This window comes from Desulfobacter hydrogenophilus, from assembly GCF_004319545.1.
Taxonomy (GTDB): domain Bacteria; phylum Desulfobacterota; class Desulfobacteria; order Desulfobacterales; family Desulfobacteraceae; genus Desulfobacter; species Desulfobacter hydrogenophilus.
This window is the reverse complement of record NZ_CP036313.1, coordinates 444,072-466,092: the sequence shown is the minus strand read 5'-3', so window position 1 is coordinate 466,092 and position 22,021 is coordinate 444,072. Positions and strand designations below refer to the sequence as shown.

Sequence of the window (22,021 nt, the reverse complement as noted above, 5' to 3'; positions counted from 1 at the left end):
TGTGGGCTAAGCCACGGTGAAAGATCAGGTCGGCCATGACCGCTATTTAAAATTATATGAGAAAAATATGGGAAGTCAAGCTTTATAGACGCGTTGTCCCTGTTAAAGTACAGATTGAAAGTATTTTTTCCCATTGATTGGTTGTCCTGTTACAAGCGGCCTTTTGATCTTGCGTCTTTTAGGGGAATCAATTATAGTGATTCCCTTTTGAATTATGGCGATTATGGTATATTCCCTTTGATGGGAATACTTTGAAAACAGTTTTGACATAGACATAACTGAATGCGTCCGATCAATGAACCCATCCCCGGGGATGACCCGGGACCGTCCGGGGCCAAACCTGTTACCCCGGTATTTACTACGGATATATTAAACCAGAGCACAGCTGTTGATTTGAGCAGCGGTGAGATGCAGCCCCATTGGGACGGACTGGCCAAATACCTTAACAGCCTGGGAACCGAAGAGCTCTCCCAGCGTTGGAAAAAAGCGCGGCAGATTATCCAGGAACACGGATCTGCCTACAATGTTTTCAATCCGAAAACCGCCACAGAACGGCCCTGGGCACTTGATCCCATTCCTTTACCCATTTCAAGCCATACCTGGCAGACCCTTGAGCACGGCATCCAGCAGCGTACAAAGCTTTTGGCTTTAATTTTTAAAGACATCTACGGCCGACAGGATTTTATCAAGAAACGGTTAATTCCTGCGGAGCTGATATTTGGTAATCCAGGCTTTCTTCGCCAGTGCCGGTTTGGTCCGGATCGCGTTACCCCGGATCATCACCTGTTTTCTTCGGATCTCATCCGTCTGGCCGATGGCAGTTGGCAGGTGGCGTCCCATGGTACCCAGGTACCGGCCGGAACCGGGTATGCCCTGGAAAATCGTGTTATTCTTACCCGGATTTTGCCTAGGATGTTTCATTCTAGAAAAGTCCAGCGGCTGGCCCCGTTTTTTAAGTACCTGAATTTGTCCCTGATGGAAATTTCCGGTCAGAAACAGCAGGAACCCCGTATTGTAATGCTCTGTGAAGGCCCTTTGGGTACCCACTATTTTGAGCAGGTTTTTCTGGCAAGGTATCTGGGCTATACCCTGGTGGAGACCAATGATCTGACCACTAGAGGAGACTGGGTTTTTTTGAAGACTTTGGGCGGTCTCCAGCGGGTGGATGTTATTTTGCGTCGGATTCCAGATTATGCCTGTGATCCCCTGATGGGAACAAGCCAGGCATTTCCCGGTATCCCCGGTCTGATTCAGGCAGCCAGGGCAGGCAATGTGGCCATTAGCAATGCACTGGGATCCGGTGTCCTTGAATCTCCGGGCCTGTTTGCCTTGCTGCCCGAGTTATGCCGGGATATTCTGGGTGAACCCCTGATGTTGGAAAACGCGGGTACATTCTGGTTGGGAAAACCGGAGACCCTGCTTCGGGTGCTGGAAGAGATAAAAAGCGATGTCCGGCCCATGACCATTTACAGCGCATTTAGCCAGGCTCATACCCAGGTGGTGCATACCCGGTCCCTGGCCGGGCTTGAAAAACAGGAACTAATCGCCGCCATCCAGGCCACGCCTTATGCCTGGGCCGGACGGTATTCTGTTGCACCTTCTACTGTACCGGTTTGGTCCGAACAGGGGGTGGAAAATAGGTACGCGGCCGTGCGCATGTTTTCTTCCTCCATTACGGAGAATGCCAGCACAGCGCCTGCAAAAATTTCCGACCAGGTGGAAACGGCTGTCATGTCCGGCGGGCTATCCCGGGTGGCCGATGACCCGGACGCCCTTGTTCTGTCCGGTACCCGGGGAAAAGGGCAGGGGGCCAAGGATATCTGGTGTCTGTCCGAGCTGCCCACAGAATTCAAAAGCATGCTTCACCGTTTTACTACCCCCGTTGAAATTCACCGGGGAAGTGATTTGCCTAGTCGGGTGGCTGATAACATGCTGTGGTTGGGCCGGTACATGGAACGTACCGAAGGGATGCTGCGGGTGATCCGAAGCGTTTTGCTGCGTGTGCACAGCGAAACCCAACTGAACAAGGTCAGTGAAATGCCGTTTTTTCTCCGGGCCATGGCCAATTTGAAAATTATTTCTCCGGACCTTGGTCAGCCTGATGCCTCATTTTCCGTAAGAATTATTGAAAAAGAGTTATACCAGTCCATTTATGGGGTCCAGATACAACGCAGTATTCTCAATTGTCTGAACAACGCCATCCAGGTGGCAGACCGGGTAAGAGACAGACTCTCTGATGATTCCTGGCAGATTTTTGGGCGTATTGAAAAAGGGCTGGGCCAGATCAATCCCAAAAAGCAGAGTGCTGAACTTTTGGAAATGCTCAGCGATATTCTCCTGAATATGTCCGCATTTGCAGGCCTTGCCCTGGAAAGCATGACCCGGGGAATGGGATGGCGGTTCATGGACATGGGGAGACGGATTGAGCGGGCCCTTCACATGACAACTATCATGACCAGTTTGATCCAGGGGCACACGGTACCGGACCCCAACGACCTTGAGGCTGTTCTTGAGGTTGCGGACAGCAGAATTACTTACCACACCCGGTACCGGACCACTATTTACATGGAACCCCTGGTGGACCTGCTTCTGCTGGATGAGATAAATCCTCGGTCTGTGGGATTTCAGTTGGCTGCCCTTCATTCACACTTGGAAAACCTGCCTAGGTCTCAACCGGTTCCTTTCCGGACAAAAGAGGAAAAAATTATTCTGGATCTGACCACCCGGCTGCGCCTGGCAGATACACAGGAACTTATGAAACTAGGGAAAAAGCATGTGCTGCCCAACCTGGATACGCTTCTGGAAAAATTGAACAATGATTTGCAAAGCCTTGCCGACAGCATCACCCAGCACTATTTAAGCCGGATTGAGACGGAAAAACAGCTCAATGGACAGTTTGAGGGCAAGGGTTTTCCTGTGGCCGGGACTGTGGACGGAGCGGTGAACAATGAAATATAAAATCAGTCACCGGACCCATTATCAATATGAGTCACCTGCTTCACTGTCCCATAGTGAACTGGTGCTGATACCCAGGAATTCAGAGTACCAGACCTGCACCTACAGCCGGGTTTATCTAAAACCAGAACCGTCTGCCCGGTCTATGCGCCAGGATTATTTTGGTAATACAGTGGTCAATATTTGTTTGGAAAGCCCCCATTCTGAACTTGATATCCTGGCTGACGCCGAGGTCGTTCTTCATCCGGCAGCCCCGTTGGTGCCGGATCAGACCCAGCCCTGGGAACAGGTCAAAGACACGATGATGCGCTATGAAACATCTAAGGATCTGGAGGCCTTTGAATTTATCTTTCCTTCTCCCATGATCCAGCCCGATAAAGCGGTTGCGCAATGGGCCGCTGAAATATTTGCGCCGGGCACCCCGGTACTTCGCGCTGTCCTTGATTTGACTCACAGGATTTTTACCGAATTCGCCTATGACCCCAATGCTACCTCTACATCTACACCCCTTTCCGAGGCCTTTGGGATGAAACGGGGTGTGTGTCAGGATTTTGCCCATGTGGGTATTGCCTGCCTTCGGGCCATGGGGCTTGCCGCCCGGTATGTCAGTGGTTACCTGAACACCCAGCCTCCGCCCGGAAAGTCAAAGCTGGTGGGCGCTGATGCCTCCCATGCATGGTTCTCCATTTATATCCCGGGTATTGGGTGGGTGGATATGGATCCCACCAACGATGTCATGCCCATTGATCAGCATATTACCCTGGCATGGGGACGGGATTATGGGGATGTCACCCCGGTCCGGGGTACGGTACTTGGCGGCGGTAACCACCGTCTCCAGGTGGCTGTGGATGTGATGCAGCAGTCTTAGGAGCGCGGGCGTCTCTCCCGCATCTTTACAATACTTGGGGACATGCGGGCGGGAAGCTCGCGCCCCCGGATTTAGTAAAATGGGCAATTTCTTTAAGAGTCGTTCCTAAAATGACCAAATCAAAATTTGGCCACATATGCATAAAAGGCCGGGTTAGCCCAGCAGATTCGCCAGTTTATTCTGGGAATCATTGGACTGATTCAGGGCATAGATGTTCGTATCCATAAGCAGTTTCATCTGGTTTAGAATAATGCTTTCTTCTGCTATGTCCAAATCCCTGATTTCAGATTCTGACGCCATCTGGTTGATTTGGGTGGTGGACAGGTTGTTGATCGCGGATGTGTATTGATTTGTGCCGGCGCCCACCGTGGATCGGCTTTGACCGATCTGGTCTAAGGCAAGATCTACGGTTTCGAGAGCTTTTTGGGCACCTTCCGGAGTGGTGATGTCAATGTCGGACAAAAAGCCTGTTTCCTGGGAGCCAAGGGCTGATGTATACCCAGACGAGATTGAAAGCCCGCGGCTGTTGTAAGTACCGTTTAAAAGGTTTTGTCCGTTATAAGATGTCGTGTCTACAATATCATCAATGGCATCCAGAGAGCCTTGAATATCAGATTGGATGGCGGACAGACTCTCCTGGGAATGGCTGCCGCCTGCTGCATCTACCGCCTGGGTCCTGATATTCTGGAGCAGATCGGTTATCTGCCCCAGCCCCCCGTCAGAGATTTGGGCTATGGACACATTGTCGTTGAGGTTCTGAATTTCCTGGCCGGCCGCCAGGGACTGATTTCTCAAGCTGTTGGCAATGGTCATGCCGGCTGCGTCGTCTGCCGCTGAGTTGATTTTTTGGCCCGTTGCGATTCGTTCCAGGGAGTTCGTTAACCCGGTATTGGTTTTTTCAAGCATGCTTGCGGCGATTAATGCCGTGGGGTTTTGGTTGATAGTAAGTGTCATGGGACCTCCCCGCTTTTTGTAGTGTTGTATTATCTATTATGATAATATCTAAATATTATAGAAGGATATATGTAAATTCAATGTAAAAACTTTCTTTTTAATCTTTTCAAATCATTTAATCGGCATTTGTTGAAAAAAACTTGAATTTGCATCTGTTTAAAAAAAAATGACGGAGCCATGATATCCGTTTGGTTTTGTTTACGGATATTCTAAATCTTTTACTTGTTTCGACGGACTGTGTGTAATGTTCTGTCAAAAGGGCTGGTGTCCGGGGAAATCCCCATCCTTCGGTGGGCCTTAAGGGCACATATGTCACAGAAATGATTTGGGAGCATTTGTGAAGCGGTTCAGACAATTCAAAAAAAGTCTTGGCCTGTCCATTAGCTACGGCATTATCAAAGATTACGGCGGGACCATCTCCGTAGACAGGGGCCGGGCAGACGGAGCCTTGTTTACCATCCATTTTCCTTTTCTTTTTGATCAATAAATATGTATTAATTATCCAGTTGATGGAGATCAAGCAAAGCTGATCGTTTTAATCCCAGAATAATCTTATGAGTGATGCAGACTATCAGCATAGCGGTAGATGAAATTTATTTTGGGGGTTTTGAAAAAAAGCGCTACATATTGTGCTTGCCTTTCTGTCTACAACTATATAAAGTGCTCTTTTTCGATGCGAACCAACGATCTAATTAAGTTTTGAACGTTCAATGATTCTAAAGGAGTTGCGTAAATGGGTGATGGAGAAAAGGTAACAGACCAGATCGATTTTTTAACGGAAAATGCCAGAACCGTTCTGGAAAGGCGTTATCTAAAAAAAGATGCATCCGGAAAAGTATGCGAATCACCGGAACATATGTTCCGGCGGGTGGCCGCCCATATTGCCAAGGCTGAGAAAAATTATGATAAAAATGCAGATATCCAAAAGATTGAAGATCAATTTTACCGCCTGATGGCTGAATTCAGGTTCCTGCCCAACTCCCCGACCCTGATGAATGCGGGTAGGTCTTTGGGGCAGCTGGCAGCCTGTTTTGTTCTTCCGGTTGACGACAGCATTGACGGTATCTTTGAAGCGGTTAAGAATGCTGCAATCATCCATAAATCAGGCGGCGGTACCGGGTTTTCGTTTTCCCGGCTGCGCCCTGAAAAAAGCAAGGTGGGATCCACCGGCGGTGTGGCATCCGGCCCTGTCTCTTTTATGAAAATTTTTAATACTGCCACGGAACAGATTAAACAGGGCGGCACCAGACGAGGGGCGAATATGGCTGTTCTTCGGGTGGATCACCCGGATATCATGACCTTTATTCGCTGTAAAAGTAATAAAAGCGAACTGAATAACTTTAACATCTCCGTGGGTGTGACTGATCAATTCATGGACGCTGTGTCCCAAAAAGGGGACTATGACCTCATTGACCCCAGTTCAGGGAAAATGGCCGGTCGTCTGAGTGCTGAAGCAGTATATGATGAACTGGTCAAACAGGCATGGGAAACAGGGGACCCGGGCATCATTTTTTTAGATGAAATCAACCGGTTTAATACGCTTCCGGATATCGGAGAAATGGAGGCAACCAATCCTTGTGGAGAACAGCCGCTGTTACCCATGGAGGCCTGTAACTTGGGCTCTATAAATCTGACCCGGTTCATCACGCAAAAAGAAAGCAAATCTGAACTGGATTATGAAAAGCTCAAAGAGACCATCCATCTTGCTGTGAGATTTTTAGATAATACCATAGATATGTCCAGATATCCCATTGATGAGATTGATAAAACGGTCAAGGCGAATCGGAAAATCGGTTTGGGCATCATGGGGTTTGCAGACCTGCTCTACATGCTTGAGATACCCTATGATTCAGATGAGGCTTTGGAACTTGCAGGAAATATCATGGCCTTTGTTCAAAAAGAATCTCACAAAGCCTCCAGTGATTTGGCCAAAGAGAGGGGCTCTTTTCCGAATTTTGACCGCAGTATTTTTAAAGACAATAAAGATCCACGGCGTAATGCCACCACGACCACCATTGCGCCAACAGGCACGCTGAGTATCATTGCCGGATGCTCCAGCGGGATTGAACCGGCTTTTGCATTAAGCTATGTCAGAACGGTCATGGATAATGATCGGTTGATTGAAGTTAACCCTGTTTTCAAGCGATTCGCCATTGAAAAGGGTTTTTACTCCGATGCCCTGATGGAGGAGATTGCTGAAAACGGAACCGTCAAAGAGAATCTGAATGTGCCTTCCGATCTTCGAAGTGTTTTTGTCACAGCCCATGATATTAAACCCGAATACCATATAAAAATGCAGGCTGCATTCCAAAAGTATACGGATAATGCGGTTTCAAAAACGGTGAATTTGCCCCATGACGCTAGCCCGGCGGATGTCAGGTTTATCTATGACCAGGCCTTTGAGACCAAATGCAAAGGGGTTACCATATACCGGGACGGTAGCAAGGATAACCAGGTACTTTCGGTTTCAAAAAAGGAAGAAATTCCTGTCGAAGATGAATTTCTTCTGGCCGGGCAGAAAAGACCGCAGATCCTGGAAGGATTTACCGAGAGCATTAAAACCGGTATGGGCAGTCTTTATATAACGGTTTCGGAATTTAAAGGCAGGCCCTTTGAACTTTTTGCAACCGTGGGCAAATCCGGAAAATCAACCCAGGCAAAAACAGAGGCCATCGGGCGGCTGATCTCTTTGGCTTTGCGATCCGGTATTGGGGTGGATGAGATCATCGCGCAGATCAGCGGGATTCGTGGTGAGCATGCGGTGTTCCAGGATCGCGGGCTTATTTACTCAATTCCTGACGCCATTGCCAAGGTGCTGGAAAAAAGATATCTGCCCAAGGGAAACGGCAACGGGAAAAAACAATATAAAAACAGCCTTAAATCCGATCTGTGTCCTGAATGCGGCCAGCCCATAACTTTTGAAGAGGGATGCAAAACCTGCCATTCATGCGGGTATACCCGGTGCGGTTAGGCTCATGATCGGAATAAAACATTCCAAAATATGGTTTAGAATTTTCGTTCGTATTCAAGGCGTGGCAATGGGAGCATATTAGATATATGTACCCATTGACACAACGAAGAAGACGGATGAAAAGGCAAAACATACGGAAGGTTTTATTTTGAACTTGGGCCTTAAACTTATTCAGATAAATTTTTGTCTCTGATCCAAAGCCTGGTGCCGATAGATGCCGGCACCAGGCTCATCTTGAATTTACACAGATTATCATCAGCTTTCGCGCAATGTTGTTTTGTGGCATTATGTTTGCCTTAACAATTATTTAAGATCGCTGATTGCCGCAGCCCTAGGACCGGCAATTGCCAGTGTTTTAATAAAAAATATATAAAAAGGTGAATTTATAAAAGGAGCCGCTATGACCTATTCTCCCAGATTGAGTTCAGGATTTACATTTGCCAAAAACCGTAGCACCTTCATCTCCCCCCAGTCGGGCATGTGTTCATTTTGCACCCAGGATTGCGGCGGCACCTGCGAGATTGCCCAGGCCGCTGTGCTCGGAGCCCGGACCGTATACCCCACTACCACCGGGACCAATCAGATTGCTTCGGAAAAGGACTATCCCATAGATTTTTCCCACTTCAACATCAACGGCCGGGTCTTTGGAGCCCAGGGGGCCGGGGAAACCCATGAAGAAGCCACCATATTCAATGTGAATCTTACCCAGACCTACGGGCAGATCAACCCGGTGAAGATGGTCATGCCCGTGATCCTGCCGGCCCTGATCAAGCTCAACTGGCAGGATTATTTTTCAGGAGCGGCCATGGCCGGGGTGACCTGTGTCATCGGTGAGGATGCCAGAAATAATGACCCGGACTTGAAAACCGCCAATGGCAAGGTTTCAGAATTTCCATTGCTGGAAAAGGCCTTGGACTGCTTTAACCGATACGACAGGGGATACGGCCAGATTGTGCTCCAGTCCAATGCCAATGACGATCTCATGGGCGTGCCCAAAATCGCCATGGAAAAATACGGGGCCAAAGCCATTGAAATTAAATTCGGCCAGGGGGCCAAAGGCACCCAGCCCGTGGTCCGGGTGGCGGACCTTGACACCGCCCTTGCCAAACAGGCCCAGGGTAACATCGTCCACCCCGACCCCAGCGATCCGGAAGTACAAAAGGCCTGGAACGACGGTGTCTGCCCCAATTTCTATACCTATGCCCGTTTGCCCATGTGGAATGAAACGGCCATGATGGACCATATTGCCATGCTGCGGGATATGGGGGCTGAAAATATTTATTTTAAAATGGCCGGGTATGACCGGGTGGATATTGAACGGGTACTCCGGCTGGCTTGTATGTCCAGGGTGGATATGGTCACCTTTGATGGGGCCGGGGGCGGTTCCGGGTACAGCCCATCCAAGATGATGAATGAATGGTCCCTGCCCACGGTTTGTATGGAGGATGCCGTGGTCCGCATTTGCAGCCGGCTGAAGGCCGAAGGCTTATCCCTGCCCGCCATGGTGATGACCGGCGGCTTCGCCAGCGAGGACCAGGTCTTCAAGGGACTGGCTTACGGGGACGGCTATGTAAACGCCATCGGGCTGTGCCGGTCCTCCATGGCGGCGGCCATGACCGCCAAGACCATTGGAGAACAAATCAGGGAGGGCAAAGTGCCGGAACGTTTCAAAGCCTACGGCACCACGGTTGAGGGAATCTTTTGCGATTTGCCCGACCTGCGCGCCCTTTACGGCACCCGGGCCAACGATTTTCCCACCGGTGCCATCGGGGTCTTTTCATACCTCAATAAAATCGCCTTTGGGTTAAAGCATTTTGCCGCATTGAACCGGAAGTTCAAGATCGGCCTTGCAGATAAAAGCGACCTGATTCCCCTGACATCCGATGCTAGGGACCTGATGACCGATAAGTGGTTTTTGCCCCGACAGGATTAAGAAAAAATAGATGGTACTAATCCTGCTGCCATATTAAAATAGTATTGTTTGATGTTCATAAACGGTTTTGTGTCTGTTTCAGAGAAATAACCTAAGGAGGAATCATGATTCAAAAAGTGTTGTTTTTTATTTCTTTACTCATGTTTTACAGCCCATGCTATGCCATGGAGGATCATTCCAAACACATGGAAAAAAATTATGCCAATGGTCAGGCTCTCACCCGTCGATGCCTGGAGTGCCATGCCGATCAGGGTGAGGCCTTTATAAAGACAGCCCACTGGCTGTGGAAGGGGGATGCCCCTTTTTTAGAAGGCCGTGCTAAGGGGATCCAACTTGGCAAAATAAATTTGATGAACGACTACTGAGTGAGCATCGAATCCAATTGGTGCGGGTGCACCAAATGTCATGCCGGTTATGGGTGGAAAGACGAAAATTTTGATTTTACAGATATGGCCAATGTGGACTGCCTGGTGTGCCATGATACCACGGGCCGCTATTCCAAAAAGAAAAATAAGTGCGGTTATCCAGACAAGGGGATTGACCTGGCACAAATCGCTGGGAGCGTCGGTCCTCCGGGGCGGGGGAACTGCGGCGCCTGTCACTGGTATGGTGGCGGTGGGGATAATTTTAAGCATGGGGATCTGAGCAGTGAATTTCTCAATCCTTCCAGATCTTTTGATGTCCACATGGGAGGAGAGGATTTTTCCTGCCAGGAATGCCACGCCACGGATCAGCATCGGATTGCAGGCAGCAGCACGACCTCAGCCGTGAGTGAGGGCAGCGTCTCATGCTTGGATTGCCATGACGAATCACCCCATGATGACGCGTCTCCGCTGTTGAAGCAGTTGAACGGTCACTGTCAATCCATTGCCTGCCAGACCTGCCATATTCCCACCTTTGCACGCAAAAAGTTCACCCTGACATCCAGAGATTTTTCCAAAGGGGCTAAAGAAAATAAGATCCTGGAGCAGAGTGAAAACAAGATCGTGGTGCAGGGGAAATTAGGCATCACCGTAAAAGAGAAGGCGTTGCGTCCAACCTATGCCTGGTACAATGGAAAACACCACAGGTATCTTAAGGGAGACACTATAAAAACAAGTGGCGTCACTGCACTTAATTCCCCGGTGGGCAGTATCAAAGACCCATTGGCAAGGATTACCCCCTACAAGTTGGTAAAAAGCCGGCAGCCCATGGATTCTGAAAATCGAATCCTTATTGTTCCCCATTTAACGGGCAAGGACGGTTTTATGGCCACGGGAGACTGGAAATTGGCAGCGGAAAAGGGCATGAAGGCCGCAAAACTTCCCTTTAGCGGTAAGGTTGACTTTGTTGAGACTGTCATGTACTGGCGTCTGAACCATGGGGTGGTTCCCAAGGAGGAATCGCTGTCCTGCCTGGATTGCCACAGTCCTTCAGGGGTGATGGATTTCAAGGCCCTGGGGTATAAACAGGATCCGGCCGGCGGTGGCGCTCGGTTTGAAAAATAGGAGCAATGGTCCATATTGGCGATCGTTTTGTGATCGCAGCTGCTAATATGGTAACGGATATGGCTTTTCAGGAGTAACCAAACTAGAACAAGCGCATGTCGTCGGACCTGGTCAAAGGCCAGGCCCTACGGCATGCTGGCGTTATGCGTTAGGTGCTATCATTTCAAGAACCCCTCATTTTGAGGTGATGATGTAAATATGAACGACGGATTCATGGACAGCCTTGTAGAGCAAAATTTCGATGCAATGATATTTGCAGATACCGAAGGGACGAAACGTTTATGGAATGTGGCTGCTGAACGAATTTTTGGATTTTACTTCTATACTTAAATCAACCCATAGGAAAAGTTATAGGTCCACTGTAAAAAGACCCAGTCAGCCTTTTTATCCGAAGCCTGTTTTTCAGCAAACTCATCCGGCCAGAAATGACCATAACCGAACTGAATTTGATTCCCTCTGGGAAGATCCCACCTGCCGACGATATCAAATTCTTTTCCGATTTTATCCCCTGAATTGCCGGTCGTGTCCTTATAGTTCTTGTTCAGATACCAGGCATCTTCTTTTTCGGCCAACCAGAACTGGTGGTATTCTGCCGTTAAATAAAAGCCTTTTTTTAATTTGACTTCCAGATTGATCTGGGCATCCTTTAAATTTTTCCATTGAAACAGATTCATTCGGCCGAACATCTTGTCCCTGGCCCCAAATGCCCCGTCAAACGTCTCTTTTTTCCCATCAGTGGGATCACTGTCACCGGAAGCATAGCTATACTCTAAACTGATCCGGGGTGTGAAAACAATATTTTTAAAATTGTAGCCAATCAACGCATGGTAACCGTAAGCGTCGATATCATCGTCGGAGAGATCCCCCTCCTGCTTTATAAAGGTAAAGTCAGCGTCCCATCCGTTAAGATCCATCCTGAAGATTCTGCCCCCCAGATAGTAGGAATCAAAATCTTCCCATTGCCCATTTTCACCTTTATAGGTGTCCCGATCGTTTTTTTTGGTCATAAAAAAGGGTTCAACCATAATACCCAACAGGTTTTTGGGAAGCTTAAAATGACTGTAAAATCCATAACTTTCAAATCCGTGATCGTGATTCAGGCTGAATTGGTCCGAATCATGAAGCATGGTTTTCCCGTAAAAGGCATCCACAAATCCGTCGCCCAATTTGTAGGAAAATTTGACGGCATCCCAGATCCATTTGCCAGTATTTCCCCACTGCCCCGGGCCAAAGATCCTTTTGTCGCCATAGGAAATGATTTGCCTCCCCGCTTTCATACTCAGTGGCTGATCCAGAATCTGTGTGACTTCCAGATAGGTATTGTAAAGCTCCCATTCATCTTCATATGGATTGTTTTCCTGGTCAAAGGTCGAATTGTAAAAATCGCTCTCTTTAAACCCTATATCCCAGACCTGTGCATGTTGCCCCCAGACAGCCACATGAATATTTTTTGTGGGACGATAATCCATACCCATCCGTAATCTTCCCAGGAGGAAGCCATCGGTTCCTTTCCCTTTTGCTGGTTCATCACCATAGTAGTTTAAATTAAAATTATCCATATATTCATACCGAAAGCGCATGTTGACACCAAAAGTCAGTATATTTTCAGCCGAAGTGTCCTTGGTGCCAGCCTGGCAATCTGTGTATAAAAAAATCGCAATACCAATTACAAGTAATATCCCTTTGAGTTTCAACCTTATCAATCCTCCTTTCTATGTCATAAATTTGGGGACATGATACCATTTTTGTTGCACGTTTTTAAATAGCGGGGAGTAAATGGGGTCCCTATGCATTTTTCGCAGTTTAATTGCCGATTTAATACCTTTTTTACTCTGCTTTTACCCGATACCAGGTCGCCACCATGCAGGGCAGAACAAATAGGGTCAGGATCGTGGCACCCAAAAGTCCGCCGCCAATGCTTATGGCCATGGGAGCCCAGAATTTGTCCACGGCCAGGGGCACCATACCCAGGATGGTGGAAGCCGCTGTGAGCATGATGGGCCTGAACCGGAACACCGTGGCCTTGATAATGGCATGGTACCGATTCTCTCCGGCAGCCACCTGGAGGTCGATCTGGTCCATGAGGATCACCGAGTTGCGGATGATAATGCCGGACAGGGCCAGAATGCCGAGCTGGGATAGAAAACCCATGGGCATGTTGAAAATCAGAAGGGAGGCAATCACCCCCATCAGCCCCAGAGGCGCCGTTAACAGGGTCAGGATCATGTTGGGGATATTCTGCATCTGGATCATCAGAAGGATCACAATAATCATGGTCATTACCGGCACCATCTCCAGGATATAGCCCGTGGCTTTTTGACTCTGTTCTGAAAGGCCGCCGATATCAATGGAATACCCAATAGGAAGGCTTTCCCGGACAGGTTTCAGGGCTTCATACACGTTTTGGCTGGCATCGTTGCCGGTGACGCCTGCCATAGTGTCTGCCTGCACCGTAATGGTGGGCAAAAGGTTGCGTCGCCATATCAGACCCTCTTCCATGCCGAAACGGATATCGGCAATCTGCGATAGAGGAATGGTTTTACCCTGGCCCACATGGATGGGAAGTGTCCGGATATCATCCAGGGACTGCCGATCGCCTGCAGACAGCCGCAATACGATATCAACGGTTTTATCCTTTTCTCTGAATTCACTGACCGGGATACCAGAAAGCTGGGATTGGATGGCCAGAGCCAGGTCGGAACTTGTGACACCAAGAGCCCTGGCCTTGTCCTGGTCCACGTTTAATTGAAGTTTTTTGGTCTTTTCATACCAGTCTAAATTGATTTTTTTTAAATCCGGGTCTGCAGCCATCACATCCCTGACCCGGTCTGCAATCTGTCGCACCGTTGCATACTCACGTCCAGATACGCGCAGCATCACAGGGTAGGGCTCCGGCGGTCCCATCTGGAGGGTCTGCAGATGCCCCCGGACATTGGGGAAGTTGTTGTCCAGAAGGTTTTTTATTTGGCTTTCAAGCTGTTTTCGTTCATTAAGCCCCTTGGCCACAATGATGAACTGGGCAAAATTGGACTGGGCCATAACCGGTTCAAAGGTGAGAACAAATCGTGGTCCGCCGGATCCCACATAACAGGCAAAGTGGTCAATATTCGGATTACCGGAAATGGCATTGATAAAGGCCTTGGCCTGGCTGTCCGTGGCCTGAATGGAGGCCCCTTCGGGTAACGTGAGATCCACCACCAGCTCCGGGCGCACGGAGCCTGGGAAAAACTCTTTCCTGGCATATTTAAAACCGTGCAGGGCAAAAATAAAACCTGCGGCGGTGAGAATCAGCACCACATACCTGAACCGCAGGCACCAGACCAGAAGCCGCCTGAACACCCGGTAAAAGGCTTTATCATAAATGTCTCTTTCCTTTTCCCCTTCTTTTGTGGGGCGGGTCTTGATCAGATAAGTCCCGAACAGCGGGGTCACCATGACCGATACCACCCAAGAAATGATCAGGGACAGACCGATGACCGGGAAGATGGTCCTGCAGAACTCCGAAGAAACACCGTTTGCAAAACCAATGGGGATGAAGCCTGTACAGGTGGTAAGCGTCCCGGTGAGCATGGGAAAGGCTGTCACGGTGTAGGCAAAGCAGGCCGCCTGCACCTTGTCGTACCCCTGTTCCAGTTTTACGGCCATCATCTCCACAGAGATCACGGCATCGTCCACCAGAAGACCCAGGGAGATAATCAGTGCGCCTAAAGAGACCCGGTGCAGGTCAATGCCGACTATTTTCATGGAAAGAAAGGTGGCGGCAATCACCAGGGGAATACAAAGCGCCACCACCATACCCGAACGAAGGCCAAGGCTTAAAAAGCTGACCACAAGAATAATGACAATGGCTTCGGCCAGGGTTTTGACAAATTCATTAATGGCGTCCTTGACCACCATGGGCTGGTTGGCCACCTGGTGGATGTCAAGCCCCAGGGGCATGTTCTGCCTGATCCGTGTGAAGGCCGCTTCAAGGTTCTGGCCCAGTTTGAGAATATTGTCCCCATCTTCCATGGACACGGCAATGCCGATGGCAGGTTCCCCATTGTAGTACATTTTGGGTTCGCTGGGGTCTGCATAGGCACGGCGGATTGTGGCAATATCCCCCAGTCGAAAGGTTCGTTCCAGCACCCGGATGGGAAGATTCCGCAGATCGTCAACATCGTCAAAAAGGCCTGTCACCCTTATAAACACATTATCCGTAGAGGTTTCCAGCATGCCCGACGGGGTTACGGTGTTCTGTTTTTTAATGACAGCAGCCACAAGCAGGGGGTCAATACCCATGCGGGCCAGTTTCTTTTTGTCCATTTCAATATATATTTTTTCCGGCTGCACCCCTTCCAGCACCACCTTTTTAACGCTGTTGATCATCAGAAGGTCCTGACGGATATCTTCGGCCTTTTCCCGCATCTGTTCGTAGGAAAAACCGTCTGATGTCAGGGCATAAATATTACCGTAAACATCGTCAAACCGGTCATTGAAATAGGGGCCTAAAATGCCGTTTGGCAGGTCATCCACCATGTTGTTGACCATGTTGCGCACCTCAAGCCAGGTGGGCCGGATGTCGCTTGAATGCACGGTGTCCTTGATGTTGACATAGATGACCGCTGTCTGGGGCCTGGAATAACTTTCAAGGAAATCCAGACCCGGGATATCCTGCAGTTCCTTTTCAATTTTATCCGTGACCTGCTGTTCCACTTCGGTTGCCGACGCACCGGGCCAGCCCACGCCAATGATCATCTGGCGTATGGTGAAATTGGGGTCTTCCATGCGCCCCATGCCCTGGTAGGCATAGACACCGGCCACCGCCGTTAAAACAATACAAAACCAGATCAGCTGCCGGTGGTTCAAGGACCATTGGGTTAGATTGAAGTGTTTCATTATATCATCTATATCTTTTCGTAAAACCGGATCGTGTTTTTCCCGGCATTTTTGGCTTTATACATTGCTTCGTCTGCCCATTTGAGAATTTCATCAGGACCGGCAATCTCATTACCTGCAAAAACGGCAACACCAATACTGGCCGTACAAATATGCCTAATCTGCGATACCTTGCCGTTATCCTGGTCAAGGTTTATCTCGTAAGGTTCTGAAACAGCAGCAAGTATCTTTTCGGACACCTGGGTTACCTGTGTTACTGCCTGCTGACGTTCTTTGTCCAGAATACTGAGCAGGATAACGAATTCATCACCGCCAAGACGTGAAACCGTATCCATCTTCCGTACCGAGTGTGTAAGGCGTTGCGCTACTTCAATCAGCAACAAATCTCCGGCTTTATGGCCCCATGTATCATTTAGCGGTTTGAAATTATCGAGATCAATATATATCAGGGCATTGTGGTTTGCCGTTCTTTCACTTTGTGCTTTGATCTTTTTAATACGATCCTCAAGCAATCGTCGGTTGGGAAGCTGCGTTAAGGCGTCAACAAACGCCATTTGCCGGACTTTTTCTTCTGCTTTTTTTTGTTCGGTAATATCTTCAGAAATGCCAAGCAATCGTTCTATTTTGCCCTGTTTGTCTTTGATCGGGACAAGCCGTGCACTGAAGATCGGGTTATTTTTTCCTTTTGCCTTAAATTCAAACTGACAAACGCTACCCTCGTATGCTTTGTCGAAAATGCGGTTCACACGCAACTTTTCCGTTTCATCAATTATTGTCTTATAGTCCATTTCAAGAACCTGTTCTTCGCTGGATGCCCCGATCATTTTCAATCCAGCCGTGTTCATAGAAATGATTTTCCCCTGCAGATTCAATTCATGAATGCTGATGGGCGCATTTTCTACAATCATACGAATTTGTTTTTCACTCTTTTGCAGGGCAATATTTTTTTCTCTCAGATCAATATGCAATTTGACCCTTGCAAATACTTCTGCCTGATGAAAGGGCTTGGTAATATAGTCAACTCCTCCTGCTTCAAATCCGGCTACCTTATCTTCTACGTTGTCAAGGGCGGTCATGAAAATCACAGGAATTTCATGGAGCATTTTATTGTGTTTGATTCGCCGACAGGTTTCAAAGCCGTCCAACCTGGGCATCATAACATCCATGAGAATAATGCTCGGCTGAAACCGCTCCAGCATCTGCAGGGCCCGTTCACCGGAATCTGCCACACGGATTTTGAAATTATGCTTTTTTAAAAAAGAGAGCAACACCTTTATATTATTGGGCTGATCATCCACTAAAAGAATTGTCGACACCATGTGGCTCCTCGTTATTTTTTCAAATATTGATCCAACAACCGCTCAATGCCATTGAACTGGATTTCGTTTGTAAGTTCTTGCAATCGTTTTGAAAATTTGCGGTAACGTCCGGAGTCTGTTGTTTTGATTTCCTGGGCCGTGTCGGAAATCGCATCAAGATCACCATCAAGTAAAAAATTCCACAGTTGCTCTAACACTTCCTGTGGTGGGGCAACGATATCTTCATTGGTTTCTGGTGTTTCTTTATGACATTTGAGAGAGAGATTCAAAATGTCGGCAACCATCTGAATTAAATCCTGCTTCACAAACGGTTTTGGTAAAAATCCGACAAAACCGGACGCGTAGCATTTCTCTTTAAGATAATCCTCACCTGCCATGGAAGCAGTAATTGCAATAACGGGTATTTTAGCGCACCGTTCATCCTCACGGAGCAACTTGACCCCCGTAAACCCGTCAACACCCGGCATTCGCAAATCCATAAACACAAGATCCGGTTGCACTTCTTTACATACCGATAATGCTTGCCCACCATCTTTGGCCTCTGAAACGGCAAACCCAAAAGATTCAAGCGTATCTCTTAACACAACACGATTACTGAACTGGTCGTCTACAATGAGTACCTTCTTTGATCCCGGCATTATGTCGGGAAAACTGTATAAAATGCCGGGTTCACATTTTTGCGGCATTTCCCGATATTCTGAAGCAACGACAATGCTAAACGTGAAACGGGTGCCGAGACCAACGCCGGATTCCTTTTTGTCGTGTATCGGGCTTGTAAGAATAAGCTCGCCTCCCATAAGCACGATCAGATTACGGCTGACAGTCAAGCCAAGGCCGGTTCCTTCGGAATATTTTAAACGCTCTCCAGACTGTCTAAAAGGCTCAAATACGATCTCCTGCTGTGATTTATCGATTCCTGGTCCTGTGTCTTCCACAATGAAGTTGAGCTTTGTTTTTCCTTCGCTCACGGTTTCTCCAATGACCTGAAATGAGCAGTATCCTTTGTCGGTAAACTTGACGGCATTGGAAATAAGGTTAAGTAAGATCTGCCGTATCCTCAATTCATCACCAATAATAATGTCCGGCAAGTGCTGGCTGATTTCATGATAAAATTCAATGTTTTTAGAATCACTGCGCACTTTTATGAAATTACAAATATGGGTAATAAATGCCTTGAGCTCTATTTCACTCGATTGAATTTCCAACTTTCCGGCTTCTATTTTAGAGAGGTCAAGCATATCGTTGATCAGCATCAGTAGATGTTCTCCGGCATTTTGCATTGTTTGAATACCGGAGAGTTGCTTTTTTGTTAGTGTTTTATCATCGGCAAAAATCTGTGTGTACCCCAGTATGGCGTTTAACGGCGTCCGTAGTTCATGGGACATATTAGAGAGAAAAACAGATTTACTGCGATTGGCTTCCTGCGCCTCAATCATGGCGGCCTTAAGTTTTTCCTCAGTCTCTTTTTGCCGGCTGATATCGGTCTGTGTGCCAAGTATACGCTCGGGGTTGCCTTGTTCATCTCTTGAAACGATAACACCCCTGTCGAGAATCCATTTATAGTCGCCACCTTTGGTCCGGACTCTGTGACGATTGATAAAAATTTGTGTTCTCCCCTCAAAGATGTCAGTGGTGTCCTGCATTATCTGTGGCATATCTTCAGGGTGAATCAGTTTTTTCCATTCTTCAAGGGTGCCTTGAAATTCATGATCTTTAAAACCGAGCATTTTTTTCCATTGTGGTGAAAAATAGACCTCCGAGGTCTTCACATTCCAGTCCCACAAACCATCCCGGCTGCCTTCGATGGCAAATTTCCAGCGAAATTCACTGTCTGTCAAGGCTTTTTCTTTTTCAACCTGCTCGCTGATGTCCCTGATGGAGCTGTAACTGCAGTTCTGATTATCCAACACAATAGAGCTTGAGGTGATACCTACCGGAAATGTAGAACCATCTTTCCGGGTATATTCTGCCTTGACGTCGATCTGCCTGTTTTCTGTGATTATGGAATGCAGCGATTTGATTACCCAGTCTTTTTTATGAAATTTGTTGATGTCATAAACTTTAAGTGTTTTTATTTCATCAGCGGTGTAACCGAGCATCTGTTGTATTTTTATATTTGAATCAAGGACGCTTGCGTCTTTGTCAATAATCAGAATACCATCAGAGGCATTCTGCATAAGCGTTTCAAACCTTGCTTTTTCAGCTTCTATAATTTTGTGTTGCTTCTTTAGGTGGAAGATGACGAGCAGTCCTACAATCATTACAACGAGCAGTGCGACTAGGATGTAAAGAAAATATATGTTGTAACTCTTTTCGATACGAACTTCACGGAGCTCGTATTTATCGAAAATTCGGGTTGTTAAATCCGGCGGAATAGTTGCGATGATTTTATTCACTATGGAGAGCAGCAGCGGGTTTTTATCATGCACACCCAGTGCATATTTTATTTCAGCTTTTTCAAATGAACCGTTTATTTTAAATTTCTGATAACCGTATTTTTGAATAATGCTGTCAATAATTGGTTTAGGCGCTACATAGTGGGAATTTTCATCTGAGCTGATTTTTTTAAGAATACGATCCATATCGGAATTCACTTCGATGTCAAGATCCGGATATGCTTCTTGTAGCGCCTGTTTGAAGGATTCATAACAGACAATGAAGGTATGACCTTCAAAATCGCTGTCCTGATCAAAAAAAATACTTTTCAGATTGCCCATGGAGAGATAAATACTTCCGGCAAATTCGTCGGATCTTTTGATTGCAGGAAAAGGAGGTTGGTCTGCTGGGATTACAGAGATAAAATCACATTTACCGCCGGCCACGTTACGGCTGAGTTCTTCTCTATCACTTGTTGGGATCGCTTCAAACTTTACGTTCAGGCGTGAAGCGATTTCGTTATAATAGTCTCCCATAACGCCGATTAGTTGCCCATTTTGAACACCGGATATGGGGTTCATGTCGTTATAATCACAAACGGTAAATGTCTTTTTATTATCTAAAAACGCCAGCTCTTCTCTGGTCATAATTCTTTGTTCTGCCGAAAAGTCTGCACCAAGCCATTTTTCGTGAAGGGCATAGAGTTGACTGAATGGAATGGCCTGATATGATTTTTCCAGGATAGATTTCAGGAGCGGGTGATTTTTGCCGGTAACCATGGTACTGATCTGAATCGCATCCGGAAGATATCCTTTCAGGACAAGGTTGTTGTAGTTGGCCCAAAATATCATAAAATTGGCACCTGCCACCTCTTGGAGTGCAACTCAGCCTCCCCCTGGGAAACCAGTTTCATCATGCCGTCTGCATCGTCTGCGTTGACAATTTTTATATCCTGATATTTTCTTATATATTTTTCAGCAAGAGCATAGCTGTGATATGAAGCGATGGTAAGACCATTAAGGCTCTTTTCATTAAGATATTGCGGCCCGTCATTCCGGGCAAAGATACCAACTTGAAGATCCTTCTGTGTTTTGGTGTAATCTAAAAACTTTTCCCTTGCTTCTGTTTTGATAAGACCAATGCCGACATCAAGCTCGTTTGCCCGCAACATCTTAAGTTTGGTTTTCAGCGGCAGTGTTCTGGTAAATTCAGGGGTTAAGTTTGCACGTTCAAATACTTGTCTGACAATATCGACCAAGTAGCCTTTCGGTTCTCCAAACTCCGTATAGCTATAGGGCGGTGCATGGTAAAGGCCCACTTTGAGTTGCGGATGCTGCTGAATCCATGCTTTCTCATCAACGGTAAAGTCGGGAGATTTTTTCTTTTTTGGGCTCATTTCCCATTTTGATTTCAGATTATCCAAATCTTTCTGGGCAATGGCGTCGTATGCTTTGTTAATAACAGAAAAAAGTATTGGCTCATTTTTACTGACGGCAAAATGCATAGGAAGATCGAGCCTGTGCTCGTCTTCAAGCAGATAGACGCCAAGATCTTTTTCAAAAAGAAGAGACGTATTGATAAGGTAATTTATAACGGAATAATTTTCGATAAAGGCATCAATTTCGCGATTTACCAGCGCTTTGAAAAGTTCTTGAAGATTTAAATAGTACGTTACATTCTGATCCGGATAATGCTTTTTAAAAAAGCTGTCGAAGACAGAACCCTTTTGCACGCCAAGAGTGCCGTTTCCGATTTCATTAATACGGGTATACTGTTTAAAGCTGGCCAGTCCCGTCAACAGGTTCAGGGTTTTTTGGTGGCTGAAGAGATAACTTTTTTGCCGCTCCTCGGTCTGCACCATGTTGCCGACGATGTCAACGTTCCCGTCTTTTAACATTTGCATATGCTCAGCCCAGGCATACCCCTGAATAAACTCAATTTTTACACCTATCTTGTCAGCAAGCATTTTTGCAAGATCTATCAGGTACCCTTGTGGTATTGAATTTTCTATAAAATTAAAGGGCTTCCAGTTGTCATGGGTCGGCATTTGCAGCACTTTTTTTCCCTGAAGATAGTTTCCCTCCTCAGGGGTCAGCTTCAGTCTTTCTGCAACCTTATTGTCTGCATTTTGTGCAAACAGGCCCCCAGGGCAGAAAAACATGTGAAACAAAAGAAGAACAAAAAACACCGGTTTGATTTGCTTCTTATATTTGCTCCTTGCGCCAACAATTGTATTTGTTATTCTCATTATCATGTCAGCTGTCAGACAAGCCGTCCTTT

At 47.1% G+C, this 22,021-nt stretch carries 13 protein-coding genes; 7 read left to right on the top strand and 6 right to left on the bottom strand.

Going from position 1 to position 22,021, the window contains the following annotated elements; genetic code table 11:
* The first annotated feature begins 282 nt into the window (after nt 1-282).
* Entirely contained in the window at nt 283-2,958 is a 2,676-nt protein-coding gene (locus EYB58_RS02045) for a circularly permuted type 2 ATP-grasp protein (RefSeq protein WP_111958403.1), read from the top strand.
* Complete coding sequence (locus tag EYB58_RS02040) at nt 2,948-3,823, top strand: transglutaminase family protein (RefSeq protein ID WP_111958401.1); 876 nt, start codon at nt 2,948-2,950, stop codon at nt 3,821-3,823. The genes EYB58_RS02045 and EYB58_RS02040 overlap by 11 nt, the downstream gene beginning before the upstream one ends.
* Nucleotides 3,824-3,976: 153 nt before the next feature.
* On the opposite strand, the gene EYB58_RS02035 is transcribed toward EYB58_RS02040, so the two are convergent.
* The gene (locus EYB58_RS02035; RefSeq protein ID WP_111958399.1) at nt 3,977-4,777 is read right to left on the bottom strand and encodes a flagellin; all 801 of its coding nucleotides are present in this window, start codon (nt 4,775-4,777) and stop codon (nt 3,977-3,979) included.
* A gap of 337 nt (nt 4,778-5,114) precedes the next feature.
* Between EYB58_RS02035 and EYB58_RS23030 the strand changes: the two genes are divergently transcribed.
* From EYB58_RS23030 to EYB58_RS24355, 5 genes are all read left to right on the top strand, one after another.
* Nucleotides 5,115-5,264 carry a hypothetical protein gene (locus EYB58_RS23030; protein ID WP_163354463.1) on the top strand — a complete coding sequence of 50 codons (150 nt, stop codon included), beginning with the start codon at nt 5,115-5,117 and terminating at the stop codon, nt 5,262-5,264.
* A gap of 246 nt (nt 5,265-5,510) precedes the next feature.
* A complete protein-coding gene (locus EYB58_RS02030) occupies nt 5,511-7,748 on the top strand; it encodes a vitamin B12-dependent ribonucleotide reductase (RefSeq protein ID WP_111958395.1) in 2,238 nt (745 codons plus the stop codon).
* Between the two features lie 400 nt (nt 7,749-8,148).
* Nucleotides 8,149-9,681 (top strand): glutamate synthase-related protein, encoded by a 1,533-nt coding sequence (locus tag EYB58_RS02025; protein WP_111958393.1) that lies wholly within the window; start codon nt 8,149-8,151, stop codon nt 9,679-9,681.
* 104 nt (nt 9,682-9,785) lie between these two features.
* The gene (locus EYB58_RS02015; RefSeq protein WP_306464101.1) at nt 9,786-11,168 is read left to right on the top strand and encodes a tetrathionate reductase family octaheme c-type cytochrome; all 1,383 of its coding nucleotides are present in this window, start codon (nt 9,786-9,788) and stop codon (nt 11,166-11,168) included.
* A 198-nt stretch (nt 11,169-11,366) separates the two neighbouring features.
* The gene (locus EYB58_RS24355) at nt 11,367-11,498 is read left to right on the top strand and encodes a PAS domain-containing protein (protein ID WP_278186343.1); all 132 of its coding nucleotides are present in this window, start codon (nt 11,367-11,369) and stop codon (nt 11,496-11,498) included.
* On the opposite strand, the gene EYB58_RS02010 is transcribed toward EYB58_RS24355, so the two are convergent.
* The 5 genes from EYB58_RS02010 to EYB58_RS01990 form a co-directional block, all read right to left on the bottom strand.
* A complete protein-coding gene (locus tag EYB58_RS02010) occupies nt 11,495-12,862 on the bottom strand; it encodes an alginate export family protein (RefSeq protein WP_111958387.1) in 1,368 nt (455 codons plus the stop codon). The genes EYB58_RS24355 and EYB58_RS02010 overlap by 4 nt on opposite strands.
* 133 nt (nt 12,863-12,995) lie before the next feature.
* On the bottom strand, nt 12,996-16,046 hold the full coding sequence (locus tag EYB58_RS02005) for an efflux RND transporter permease subunit (RefSeq protein WP_111958385.1): 3,051 nt from the start codon (nt 16,044-16,046) through the stop codon (nt 12,996-12,998).
* Between the two features lie 8 nt (nt 16,047-16,054).
* Complete coding sequence (locus EYB58_RS02000) at nt 16,055-17,365, bottom strand: diguanylate cyclase domain-containing protein (protein ID WP_111958383.1); 1,311 nt, start codon at nt 17,363-17,365, stop codon at nt 16,055-16,057.
* A gap of 11 nt (nt 17,366-17,376) precedes the next feature.
* The gene (locus EYB58_RS01995) at nt 17,377-20,592 is read right to left on the bottom strand and encodes a PAS domain S-box protein (protein ID WP_111958381.1); all 3,216 of its coding nucleotides are present in this window, start codon (nt 20,590-20,592) and stop codon (nt 17,377-17,379) included.
* Nucleotides 20,589-21,989, bottom strand: a complete 1,401-nt coding sequence (locus EYB58_RS01990; protein ID WP_163354461.1) for a transporter substrate-binding domain-containing protein — start codon at nt 21,987-21,989, stop codon at nt 20,589-20,591. The genes EYB58_RS01995 and EYB58_RS01990 overlap by 4 nt, the downstream gene beginning before the upstream one ends.
* Nucleotides 21,990-22,021 lie beyond the last annotated feature (32 nt).

Coding starts and splice junctions, on each gene's coding strand:
- EYB58_RS02000 (WP_111958383.1), bottom strand. CDS start 17,365: ATGGTGTCGACAATTCTTTTAGTGGATGATCAGCCCAATAATATAAAG.
- EYB58_RS02040 (WP_111958401.1), top strand. CDS start 2,948: ATGAAATATAAAATCAGTCACCGGACCCATTATCAATATGAGTCACCT.
- EYB58_RS02030 (WP_111958395.1), top strand. CDS start 5,511: ATGGGTGATGGAGAAAAGGTAACAGACCAGATCGATTTTTTAACGGAA.
- EYB58_RS24355 (WP_278186343.1), top strand. CDS start 11,367: ATGAACGACGGATTCATGGACAGCCTTGTAGAGCAAAATTTCGATGCA.
- EYB58_RS01995 (WP_111958381.1), bottom strand. CDS start 20,592: ATGATATTTTGGGCCAACTACAACAACCTTGTCCTGAAAGGATATCTT.
- EYB58_RS01990 (WP_163354461.1), bottom strand. CDS start 21,989: ATGAGAATAACAAATACAATTGTTGGCGCAAGGAGCAAATATAAGAAG.
- EYB58_RS02025 (WP_111958393.1), top strand. CDS start 8,149: ATGACCTATTCTCCCAGATTGAGTTCAGGATTTACATTTGCCAAAAAC.
- EYB58_RS02035 (WP_111958399.1), bottom strand. CDS start 4,777: ATGACACTTACTATCAACCAAAACCCCACGGCATTAATCGCCGCAAGC.
- EYB58_RS02045 (WP_111958403.1), top strand. CDS start 283: ATGCGTCCGATCAATGAACCCATCCCCGGGGATGACCCGGGACCGTCC.
- EYB58_RS02005 (WP_111958385.1), bottom strand. CDS start 16,046: ATGAAACACTTCAATCTAACCCAATGGTCCTTGAACCACCGGCAGCTG.